General features: G+C 32.0%; 11 protein-coding genes. 7 read left to right on the top strand and 4 right to left on the bottom strand.

What is annotated here, in order from left to right; translation table 11 throughout:
* Positions 1-128 precede the first annotated feature (128 nt).
* Together J2Y38_RS05660 and J2Y38_RS05655 are read right to left on the bottom strand one after the other, a co-directional pair.
* The gene (locus J2Y38_RS05660) at positions 129-713 is read right to left on the bottom strand and encodes a hypothetical protein (protein WP_309840465.1); all 585 of its coding nucleotides are present in this window, start codon (positions 711-713) and stop codon (positions 129-131) included.
* A gap of 56 nt (positions 714-769) precedes the next feature.
* The gene (locus tag J2Y38_RS05655; protein WP_309840464.1) at positions 770-1,276 is read right to left on the bottom strand and encodes a hypothetical protein; all 507 of its coding nucleotides are present in this window, start codon (positions 1,274-1,276) and stop codon (positions 770-772) included.
* A gap of 202 nt (positions 1,277-1,478) precedes the next feature.
* Here J2Y38_RS05655 and J2Y38_RS05650 point away from each other — a divergent pair, with 202 nt between their 5' ends.
* Positions 1,479-2,183, top strand: coding sequence for a LytTR family DNA-binding domain-containing protein (locus J2Y38_RS05650; RefSeq protein WP_309840462.1), 705 nt, complete (start codon positions 1,479-1,481; stop codon positions 2,181-2,183).
* Entirely contained in the window at positions 2,184-4,274 is a 2,091-nt protein-coding gene (locus J2Y38_RS05645; protein ID WP_309840460.1) for an ATP-binding protein, read from the top strand.
* Positions 4,275-4,465: 191 nt separating this feature from the next.
* On the opposite strand, the gene trxA is transcribed toward J2Y38_RS05645, so the two are convergent.
* Entirely contained in the window at positions 4,466-4,783 is a 318-nt protein-coding gene (gene trxA / locus J2Y38_RS05640; protein WP_008466289.1) for a thioredoxin, read from the bottom strand.
* A gap of 241 nt (positions 4,784-5,024) precedes the next feature.
* On the opposite strand from trxA, the gene J2Y38_RS05635 reads away from it, so the two are divergent.
* The 5 genes from J2Y38_RS05635 to J2Y38_RS05615 all read left to right on the top strand — a co-directional run bounded on the left by J2Y38_RS05635 (position 5,025) and on the right by J2Y38_RS05615 (position 10,689).
* Positions 5,025-7,487: an AsmA family protein gene (locus J2Y38_RS05635; protein WP_309840457.1), complete on the top strand. Its 2,463-nt coding sequence runs from the start codon at positions 5,025-5,027 to the stop codon at positions 7,485-7,487.
* Between the two features lie 197 nt (positions 7,488-7,684).
* Positions 7,685-7,906, top strand: coding sequence for a helix-turn-helix transcriptional regulator (locus J2Y38_RS05630; protein WP_309840455.1), 222 nt, complete (start codon positions 7,685-7,687; stop codon positions 7,904-7,906).
* The gene (locus J2Y38_RS05625) at positions 7,903-9,162 is read left to right on the top strand and encodes a DNA cytosine methyltransferase (protein ID WP_309840454.1); all 1,260 of its coding nucleotides are present in this window, start codon (positions 7,903-7,905) and stop codon (positions 9,160-9,162) included. Before J2Y38_RS05630 ends, J2Y38_RS05625 begins: the two co-directional genes overlap by 4 nt.
* A complete protein-coding gene (locus tag J2Y38_RS05620; protein WP_309840453.1) occupies positions 9,159-10,244 on the top strand; it encodes an HpaII family restriction endonuclease in 1,086 nt (361 codons plus the stop codon). The genes J2Y38_RS05625 and J2Y38_RS05620 overlap by 4 nt, the downstream gene beginning before the upstream one ends.
* Positions 10,245-10,266: 22 nt before the next feature.
* Positions 10,267-10,689 carry a very short patch repair endonuclease gene (locus tag J2Y38_RS05615; protein WP_309840452.1) on the top strand — a complete coding sequence of 141 codons (423 nt, stop codon included), beginning with the start codon at positions 10,267-10,269 and terminating at the stop codon, positions 10,687-10,689.
* Positions 10,690-10,722: 33 nt separating this feature from the next.
* On the opposite strand, the gene J2Y38_RS05610 is transcribed toward J2Y38_RS05615, so the two are convergent.
* Positions 10,723-10,959: a hypothetical protein gene (locus J2Y38_RS05610; protein WP_309840451.1), complete on the bottom strand. Its 237-nt coding sequence runs from the start codon at positions 10,957-10,959 to the stop codon at positions 10,723-10,725.
* Positions 10,960-11,008: the final 49 nt, after the last annotated feature.

Below are 11,008 nucleotides of genomic sequence, written 5' to 3'. Positions count from 1 at the left end.
ATTTTATTTCTCTCTACAACATCAAAATATTATAGTGCATTTTCTAACTTCAGTTTAATGGAAAAAAAGGTTTGACGAGTGCCAAACCTTTTTCCAAACTTACTAATTCAAGCTATCCAAAAATAAAATTATTCAGTTTGTTGAAATTCAAAACTTAAATCTCCTGCATTATAATTTGCAGAAACATTGGTTGGGAAAGTTTGTGCTGTTCCGCCTATCCATCTGTATTCGTTAAATGTGATATTTCCGGCAACAATTGGATAAGTAACATTGGTTAAGTCTGCTTTATTCTTTTTATACCAGTCGTTTGAGTTCATGGTGATCATATATTTTTTGTCTTTTTCAAGACCTAAAACGCTGATTTCTTTTGTAACCTGAACATCTGCAGTTGCAACATTTAAAGTTTCAGAACGCAAAACAGCTTTTGATGCATAGTCCCAAATTGTTACACGTAATGTTGGGTTTACTGCCGGCAATTTTAAGGTAATTGCTTTAAGGTTTCCCTTTACAGTTGGTGTAAAAACCAATCCAAATTCATAATCACCAGCATTTATAAAATTGGTTACCGTAGAAAATCCGGTTTGAGTATAATAAACCGCTAATGGGTTTTCTGTTTCAAATTTTGGCGTGTTGTCTTTATCATCGTCGCTGCTGCACGAAATAGTAAAAATTGAGACTGTTAAAAGGATAAAAAGTGTTTTTATAGTTTTCATAAATAATTATATTAATTGGTTCTTATTTGGTTTATTAAATTGATTTTTTTCAGAGCTTACGGCTGAATGTTGAAACGTGCACAAACTTCTTCGTAGCTCATTTTAGAGTAATCTACTTTTGCTGTTTTTGCTGTTGCCGCAACTCCTCCCGGAATTAAAATATATCTCCAGCCAAGTGATACCGGAAGACCTAATGTTCCTACTTGATCGTGTCTGAATCTGAATAGTTTAATTTTTTGCAAGGTTGAAATAGCTGTAATTGTATTAGCTGCTCCGCCAGCTGTCGATGTGTAAGGCAGTGTATAAACACTTCCCGAAAAAGACATATAAACTAAGATTGTTCCTTTAGCTAAAATATCTGTTGATAGTTCTGGCGCATTAATAGAAGTAGACAATCCAGAAGTACCATCTATCGTTTCTGCAGCTGCCGCTGGGGCATTTATCCAAGCACTATAAATTACATTTGCTGTTCCTGTTGCTCCGTCAACACCGTCATCGCCGCTGCATGAAATTGTAAAAATTGCTAATAAAAAAATTGAAAAAAGGGTTTTAGAAAATTTCATAATAATTTTAGTTTTAAATTGGTCAAATCGTTCTTATTTAATTCAATAACATTATTTTTGTAAAACTCAGGAGGCTGTCAGGGATAGTTATTTTCAGCTTTCGAATGAATTACAAGGCAAATTTGCACGATTAAAACCGCGGTAAAAACAGTCAATAGACAAACAACATTTTAAATAGACAGACGACATAAAATAGGTTTGAATGATGAAAAAATACTCTTGTATTATTGTTGATGACGACGAAATTGACAGACTGACTGTATTGTCTTTTGCTAAAAAATTCCCGATTCTGGATATTTTAGGTGTTTTTGATTCTGCCGAAGATGCGCTTCCGTTTATAGAAGAAAAAAAAGTTGATATCTTATTTCTGGATATTGATATGCCGGATTTAAATGGTATTGAATTCAGAAAACAAGCTTTGGATATTCCGGTTTGTGTTTTTATTACCGCACATCCTGAACATGCTGTTGAGAGTTTTCAAATAGAAACTTTGGATTTTATCGTAAAACCTTTAAAACTGGATCGCTTTACGCAAACCGTAAGCCGAATTGAAGAGTTTATGGAAATCAAGTTAAAAGCTTCTCTTTTTGAAGCCAGCATTGGCGGTGATACTATTTATATAAAAGAAGGCCACGATCAGACTAAAGTAAAACTTCACGAAATTTTGTATCTCGAAGCACTAAAAGATTATACTTTGATTATTACCGATAAAAAAAGACATTGTGTTTTATCGAGTATTGGAAATTTATTGAAAGAAGATCATTTTCAATCTTTTATTCGAATTCACAGAAGTTATGCCGTTCAGAAACAGTTTATTCAGAAGATGAATTCGACAGAAATTATTTTAAACAATAATGTCACGATTCCGGTTGGGAGAAGTTACAAAGAAAACTTAAACCTGATTTAGATGAAAAAAGTCGGATTTTTGTTTTTGTTCTTTATCAGTATTTCTGTTTTTGCACAACAAGAACCGAATTTGTCCCGATATAAAACTACAGACGAAAAACTAAAAATCTGGCTCAAATATGCTACAGAACTTTTAGATAAAGAAGATTATTCGAAAGTTATAATTGCTGCACAAAAAGGAATTGAGCTTTCTAAAAATCATCCTGCCTACACAAGCCGGTTTTATCTTTATATTGGAACTGCTTATGAATTCAGCAATAACCAATATCAAAAGGCTTTGGTTAATTATGAGCAATCTTTGAAATATGCCCAAATAGGAAATCATCTAAAAAATAAAACTTCGGCCTTAATGCGGCTCAATTATATTTATTATTCGCTGAATGATACTTTAAAAAGGAAAGACTTAATTGTTTATATCAAACAAGTTCTCGACACTACAAAAAACACTTATACACAGGCTGTACTTAACGGAAGTTTAGGTGAATATTATCTCGATTATGCTCAATATGAAAACTTTATTAAATATCAGCTAAAAGCGATTACGTATAAAAAACTGCTTAAAAAAAGCACTCCAAATATTGAAAATATTGGTGTTTCGTACAGCCAGATTGCGAGTGCGTATATCAAAATGAAACAATTTGATAAAGCAATTGAATATTTAAATGAAGCAAAACCTTATATAAAAACTTCTCCGTATGTAAGTGCATTTTCGTGCAATTATTATATGCAGTGTTTTGCTGCGCAGAAAAAACCCGACAGCGTTTTGAAGTATTACAAGTTAATTTATACTTACCCAACTGTAAAAGATTCTTTGTTTCTTAATTTGAGTTTTGCCAATCAAAGTATGTCTAAATTTTATGCTGATAAAGGCCAGATCAATACAGCGTATAATTATGCTAAAAAAGCAGTTTTGTTTGGGCAAAAATCAACCGACGAAGAAATTCTAATGGAAGCCAACACCATTATGGGAAGGGTTTTATATGAAAAAAGAGACTATAAAAGTGCGATTGAAACGTTGAAAAAAGCATCGGTAAATGCTTTAAATTATGACAAAGAATTCTTTGTTACTATAAATAAAAAACTCTCTCAAAGTTATGCTGCGCTGGGACTTTGGGAAGAAGCTTTTCATTATAACGAAATATACAGCAAGTACAATGACGAAATGATGCACGAATCAGCGAAACAAAGTATTGCAAATGCCGAAGCCCGTTATCAAAATAAAACCAAACAACAAAAAATCAACAATCTTTCGACCGAAAACACGATTAAAAATATTCAGATTGACGAAGCTAAAAAACAGCGATTGTATTTAATTTCGGGATTAGCCTTAGTTGCAATTATCGGATTGTTATTATTCAACCAAAACCAAAATAGAAAAAAAACCAATCAGAAACTACAGGTTTTAAATCAGGAATTAGACGAAGCCAATAAAATAAAAGCGAGATTCTTTAGTATTTTAAATCACGACTTAAGAAGTCCGGTTTCTAATTTGATTCATTTTTTACATCTTCAAAAAGAAAACCCTGAATTAATTGACGAAGAAACGGCTGCGAGAATGCAGACTAAAGTTATTTCGGGAGCTGAAAATTTATTAACTTCTATGGAAGACATTTTGCTTTGGAGTAAAGGCCAAATGGAAAACTTCAAACCTCATTTTAAAGAAATTGCTGTTGATGTTATTTTTGATGAAATGCAAAAGCATTTTTCTAGCAATGAGAACATTTCAATTTTGTTTGAAAATCCGCAAAATGTTATTCTTACAACAGATGAAAATTACCTGAAAACCATTATAAGAAACTTAACCGGAAACGCCATAAAAGCGCTTGACAAAAGAGAAAATCAAAAAATAATATGGAAAGCGTGGCGAGAAAACAACCAAGCTTTTCTCTCTATAACCGATAACGGCGCAGGCGGGAATCAGGAAAAATTCAAAGCCCTTTATGACGATTCAGAAGTTATAGGAATCAAATCTGGTTTAGGATTGCATTTAATCCGGGATCTCGCAACAGCAATCAATTGCAAAATAGAAGTTTCTTCAAAACCAGATTTCGGAACAACTTTTACTATTGTTTTTAAACACATAGAGACATAGCTTTTCTTTGTGTATAAAGGCGTTTCACTTGTTTTTAATACACATAGCTATGTTTGTTTAAACCAAATGAAATGCCTTTTATTGAGTTTACAAAAACTATGTCTCTATGTGTTTAGAAAAAACGCTGCTTTATCCAAATAAAAAAGGCCTGAAAAAATCAGGCCTTTTTTATATAAATCATAATCTTACGATTACAACAAAGCGTCTAAGCTGTCAGCGTAGGCTTGTTTCGGAGCAACTCCTACTTGTTTTCCTACTACTTCACCATTTTGAAACACCAAAACGGTTGGTATGTTACGCACACCATATTTAGCAGCAAATTCCTGGTTAGCATCTACATCTACTTTACCAACCACAACTTTACCTGCATATTCTTCGCTTAATTGGTCAATGATTGGACCAACCATTCTACAAGGACCGCACCATGCTGCCCAAAAATCTACCATTACTGGTTTATCTGATTTTAAAACTACTTCGTCAAAAGTAGCATCTGTTATTGCTAATGCCATAATTATTTTTCTTTAAAGTTATTCTCAGCTTTTGTCTCGGGAGACTTTTTAAATACTTTCAAAACTGAGGTACAAAGTTAAAAATTAAAAACAAATCATACACCATTCCCAAATTAGTTTTGATTATAAATGTATCGTCAATTATTATAACATTCACATGTGCTTTATTTACAAGCTATAACTATCCTAAACAAAGTCATTTTTTATACTTATCTTTATTTGTCCGTAAAATCCACACAAAATGAAGGAAACTTTACACAAAATAAAAACCTTTTTCCAGTCGGTTCATTTTAAAAAATACGCCAAACGTTTTGGTATTTTTATTCTGATACTAATTGGATTGCTTTTATTGGCCTGTGGAGGATTATCTGTTTATTTCAATCAGAACAAAACCGAAATTATTGCTAAAATCAACACCAAGATTAATGAGAACATAAACGGAAAGTTTCATATTGGCGATTTTCAGTATAAGTTTTTAACCGGTTTCCCAAATTTTACGCTGGCTCTAAAAGATGTCGAACTCAAAGACAATAAATGGAATACACACCATCATACTTTACTGAAAGCGCAGGAAATCGAAGCGCGTTTAAACGTTTGGAGTTTATTGCGAAAAGAAGTCAATATTCATAAAATACTGATTAACGATGCCGATATTTATATTTATAAAACCAAAGACGGCTACACCAACTCAGATATTTTTAAAGCGAAAAAGAAGAAATCTCCAGAAAATAAATCAAAACCCGAAACCACAATCGACGAAATCGACTTAAGCGATGTTCATATTATTATTGATAATCAACTTGGAAATAAATTGTTTGATTTTGATGTTCACAGCTTAAAATCAAAAGTTGATTATGACGGAGACGACTGGAACACCGATTTATTTTTAGATACTCAAATAAACAGTTTAGCTTTTAATACCGTTCACGGAAGTTTTGCCAAACAAAAAGAACTTAAAGGAACGCTTGCTGTTTCTTATCAGGCCGACAAACAAAAAATTGATGTTTCGACCAAAAACTTAAAAATTGGTTCTGATTCATTTGATATTGTGGCTTATTTCAACGTTGGTAAAAGCAATTCCCTTTTCGGAATCAACATTAATACGCGTATTTTATGGAGTAACGCTTCTCATTTATTATCCGGAAATATTAGTTCAAAACTGAATCGGTTTGATTTGAAAAAACCAATCGATGTAAATTGCGACCTAAAAGGCGATTTGAATGTTCACGACGATCCTAAAATTGTGGTTCAGGCTGTAGCCAAAAACAACGAACTTACTATTCCCGACGGACGAATTGATAAATGTAGTTTCAGAGGAATTTTCACGAATAATTTCAAACCAAAAAACGGATTTAACGATCCAAATTCGGCTGTAATTTTAACCCGATTTTCGGGAGAATATGAAAATATTCCGCTTTCAATTCCGCAAGTTGTAATTAGCAATCTCGAAAAACCCATCGCAACCGGAATCGTAAGTTCTGATTTTGATATCGAAAGACTCAACGAAGTAAGCAACGAAAAATGGATTCATTTTGAAGAAGGCCACGCCAAAGCCAATTTGAAATTTCAGTTTGATATTGTCGATTTGTACATTAATAAACCCAGATTTATAGGAAATGTTGATGTTGACAACGCTTCCTTTCATTATATACCAAAAGATATTCACGCCGTAAAAACCAACATTCATCTCGATTTTACCGAGAAAGCTTTACTCATAAAACAAATCGCTTACAAACACAAAAAGAATACTATTTTCATAGAAGGAAAAATCGATAATTTCCTGAATTTGTATTACGATGCACCCGAAAAAATGATCGTAAACTGGAACATTTACTGTCCAAATATTGATTTAAAACAATTTCTTGGTGTTTTGGCTTCTTCTCAAAAAAAGAAAACTGCACTTAAAAACAATAAAAGAACTACGATTTCAAATCATCTGCGAAACGTAATCGAAAATTGCATTGTTGTTATTGATATTAAAGCAGATAAAATCAATTATAACAAACTAACCGCAACAAATACAAGAGCAACAATCTCCATGTTGGATTCTAAACTAGTTATAAAAAATGGTTCGCTTCAAACTTCGGGCGGCAACATCACTTTTAACAGCGAAGTTTTACCAAGTGGAAAAAATTATGCTTTCACCTCAAACGCACAGGTAAACCGGGTTGATATTGCAAGTTTTTTGAGATCGTTCAACAATTTCGGAATCAAATCTTTTAATCCAAATAACATTAAAGGAAGATTGACTAGCACCGCAAACGTAAGCGGATTTATAAACAGCCGCGGCGAATTAATTACCAATTCAATGCACGGAAAACTGAATTTCACCGTCAATCAAGGTGCATTGCTCAACTTTGAACCTATTGTAAAAGTGGGCAAATTTGCTTTTCCGTTTCGTGATGTCAAGAATATAACTTTCAGCGATTTATCCGGAAACCTCAACATGCGCGGCGAACAAATCGACATAAATAATTTAACTATAAGTTCAAGCGTCCTAAATATCGATGTTGACGGAATTTATTCTTTCGGCCGAGGCACCAATCTCGCCCTGACAATTCCACTAAGGAATTCTAAAAACGACGCCAAACTAGCCAGCAAAGCCGAACGCGATGCTGTTCGTGAGCGTGGTATTGTGCTTCATTTACTTGCTGTTGATGATAGTGGGAAAATGAAGATTAAGTGGGGGAAAAAGGAGAAGTAAGCAAAATTATCTCCACAGTTTTGTCATTCCGAGGAACGAAGGAATCGCACTTGAAACTCGACTAAGATTTATACCCTTCTAAATCTTGAAACTAAATTCTATACTTTAAAAAAGTTAATAATCAAGTTGAAAACTATTAAATAATGAGGTCAATTGTACGCAGGTCAATTGTACGCACGAACCTACTTTTATAAACTATGAATATCAAGGAAAAATTCGGATTCAAAGTCAAGGAACTTCGAGAACAAAAAGGATACTCAATTGAGTATTTAGCCAATATTTCTAACGTTGACAGGAACTACATTTCAGATATTGAAAAAGGTCAACGAAATGTTTCAATAGAAATTATAGAAAAAATAATCACAGCTCTTAATACTGATTTTGGAGCTTTTTTTAATGATAACAATTTTAAAAAATGAAAGAGAAAATATCAATTGATGAATTTGACGGTAAAAAATTTAAAATTCGTTTCGTAGAAGAAGATGATAATAGAAAAGCCGTTTTAACACACTATTTGCACAATTACAACAACGGAGTTAAAGATCATTTTCAAGAAGAAGCTACTCAATATTTAAAACAAATCGTTGAATACAAAAATGAAGAAGAAAAATTAAACATTCTTTCTGACTCTGCATTACAGCAATTATTGTTTGAAGTTGAAGATGTGCCTTTTCCAACTCCTGAAAATTATACATTCAAATTTATTGACCTTTTTGCAGGAATTGGTGGATTTAGAATTGCATTACAAAATTTAGGTGGTAAGTGCGTATTTACTTCTGAATGGGATGAAAATGCAAAGAAAACTTATAGAGCAAATTTTGGAGAAACTCCTTTTGGCGATATAACTAAACCTAAAACTAAAAATTATATTCCAAAAGATTTTGATGTTCTATGTGCCGGATTTCCTTGTCAAGCCTTTTCGATTGCCGGAAAAAGAGGTGGTTTCGAAGACACAAGAGGAACATTATTTTTTGATGTTGCTGAAATTATCAAAGAAAAAAAGCCAAAAGCAATTTTCTTAGAAAATGTAAAAGGTTTAAAAAGTCATGATAAAGGAAAAACTTTAGAGACAATTCTAAATGTTCTAAGAAATGATTTAGGTTATTATGTTCCTGAACCACAAATAATGAATGCTAAAGAATTTGGTGTCCCTCAAAATAGAGAACGTATTTATATTGTTGGATTTAGAAAAGATTTAAATATTGATACATTTCAATATCCAAAGCCACTTAATGAAAAAGTAACATTCAAAAATGTTAAGGAAAAGAAAGTTGTACCTACAAAATATTATTTATCAACTCAATATTTGCAAACCTTAAAAAATCATAAAGATAGACACGCAAATAAAGGAAATGGATTTGGATATCAAATAATTGAAGATAATGAAATATCGAATTCAATTTTAGTTGGTGGAATGGGTCGCGAAAGAAATTTAGTAATTGATAACCGAATTACAGATTATACTCCATCTACACATATTAAAGGAGAAGTAAATCGTGAAGGGATTAGAAAAATGACTCCTCGCGAATGGGCCAGATTACAAGGTTTTCCTGATAATTTTCTAATTCCTGTTGCCGATGCTTCAGCTTACAAACAATTCGGAAATTCTGTAGCTATTCCTGCAATACAGGCAACTGCTGAAAAAATAATTGATTTGATAAAAGAAAAATTATGATGACAGGGAATAAAGGAGAATGGAGTGAACCGTATGTACTACTTAAATTATTAGTTGATGGAAAATTATATTTGGGAGACGAAAATTATAATAAAATAAAAGGTCTTTTTTACCCAATTGTACAAGTTATACGTCATGAAAAAAATCGAAATGTTAATTTTACTTACGATGGACAACTCATAGTTATTTCTGATGGTGTTTTATTATTTAATATCCCTCTTGTTGATTTTATAAAAAACACTAAATTGTGTTTTGACAAAATAAAGGCTCCAAAAAAAGGAAAAGGTTCTTTTGATATACCTGAAATAGAAAATTTTTTATCATTATTTTCAATAACCACTTTAAAAGCAAAATCTAAATTAAAAAATGATATAACAATTCAAATTGAAGACCCAAAATCATTTATTGCACCTACTTTAGGATTTAGTATAAAATCTCAATTAGGAAAGGCGTCTACTCTTGTAAATGCAAGCAAAGCAACTAATTTCACATATCTAATAAAGAACAGAGTCCTTTCTGTTAACGAAATTTCTTCGATAAATAATGAAAGGTTATTTTCTAAAAAAATTAATTTATTGAATCAATATGGGGCTATACTTGAATATGATAAAGTTGATAATCCTATATTTGCTTCAAACTTACAAACAATAGATTATAATTTTGATAAAATACTCTCTGAAGTTATATTACATTTTTGCACTAATGATATTGCTTCAGAAAACACTGTTGCTAAATTTATTGAAAAAGTAACTAATGAAAACTCAATAGGTTATGATTTAAATATAAACTCTAGCATATACGAAATGATAATGAAGAAGTTCTTAACTGATTATGCTTTAGGAATGAGAGCAGCAGAAGTCTGGAAAAGAAATTATCAAGCTACAGGCGGGTATTTAATTGTTAAAGATGATGGTGAACTACTTTGTTATCATTTTTATTTTGCAAAAAATTTCGAAGATTATCTATTTAACAATACTAAACTCGAAACTGGTGATGTTAAAAAACATGATTTTGGAAATGTTTATACTGAGAATAACCAACAAAAGATTAAATTTAATTTACAGATCAGGTTTAAAAAATAACATTGTTTTTTTATCTTTAAGAATGGATAAAATAACCCCAGAACAGAGATCCAAAAATATGCAAGCTGTTCGCAGCACAAATACCAAAGAAGAAGTTGCTTTAGCAAAAGCATTATGGCATCTGGGTTATCGTTATCGAAAAAACAACAAAACAGTTTTCGGAAAACCGGACTTCACATTTAAGCAACTCAAAATTGCCATTTTTGTAGACTCAGAATTCTTCCACGGAAAAGATTGGCAAACTCGCAAAAAACCACAAACCAACGCAGAATTCTGGATCAAAAAAATCGAACGAAACATGCAGCGAGATATCGAAGTAAACGCTTATTTAGAATCTCAAAACTGGAAGATTTTACGTTTCTGGAGCAATGACATCAAAAAGAATTTAGACGCTTGTATTCTCGAAATTCAAAACGCAATAAACGAAAGACAAACCACAAAATAAAAAAGCCACTTCGCAGTGGCTTTTTACATTTTCTTAATTTTCAACCTCAAAATAAGGATTCAAAATCTCGGCTAATTCATTCAGCCAATAATAACCTTTTTCAAGATTTATTTTCTCTGTTTGAAAAGTTTCGCAATCCCGAATTATACTTAAAGCAATTAAATAATTGATTTGCCTAATCGCTTTTGCCAGACTTTCTGGATCAACAGTTTTGTTGAAGAAATCTGCTAAACGAATTTCGGTTTCTTTGGAAAGGGTGTTTGTACTCATAGTCTGAAAATTTAAGGAATATAAACCCGTATGGGTTAGCTGTCCTACG

The organism is Flavobacterium sp. 2755, assembly GCF_031455715.1.
In the GTDB taxonomy this organism is placed as follows: domain Bacteria; phylum Bacteroidota; class Bacteroidia; order Flavobacteriales; family Flavobacteriaceae; genus Flavobacterium.
This window is presented reverse-complemented; position numbering and strand designations above follow the sequence as displayed.